This is a genomic window from Streptomyces wedmorensis, assembly GCF_000716445.1.
GTDB lineage: Bacteria > Actinomycetota > Actinomycetes > Streptomycetales > Streptomycetaceae > Streptomyces > Streptomyces wedmorensis.
Genome location: NZ_JNWK01000229.1, coordinates 1 through 223, shown reverse-complemented (window position 1 = coordinate 223; position 223 = coordinate 1). Strand labels below are relative to the sequence as shown.

At 75.3% G+C, this 223-nt stretch carries 1 protein-coding gene; it reads left to right on the top strand.

What is annotated here, in order from left to right:
- Nucleotides 1-223: beta-ketoacyl synthase N-terminal-like domain-containing protein (locus tag OO54_RS41210; protein WP_157856622.1), on the top strand; the 223-nt coding region annotated here is incomplete at both ends.

The following is a 223-nucleotide window of genomic DNA, read 5'->3' as shown; positions in this document are numbered from 1 at the left end:
GCAGCGGGGCCTGTCCGTGGACGGCCGCTGCAAGCCGTTCGCGGCCGCGGCGGACGGCACGGGCTGGGCCGAGGGCGTCGGCATGCTGCTCCTCGAACGGCTGTCGGACGCGCAGCGCAACGGTCGGCGGATCCTGGGTGTCGTACGCGGCTCCGCCGTCAACCAGGACGGCGCCTCGAACGGCCTGACCGCCCCCAACGGCCCCTCCCAGCAGCGGGTGATC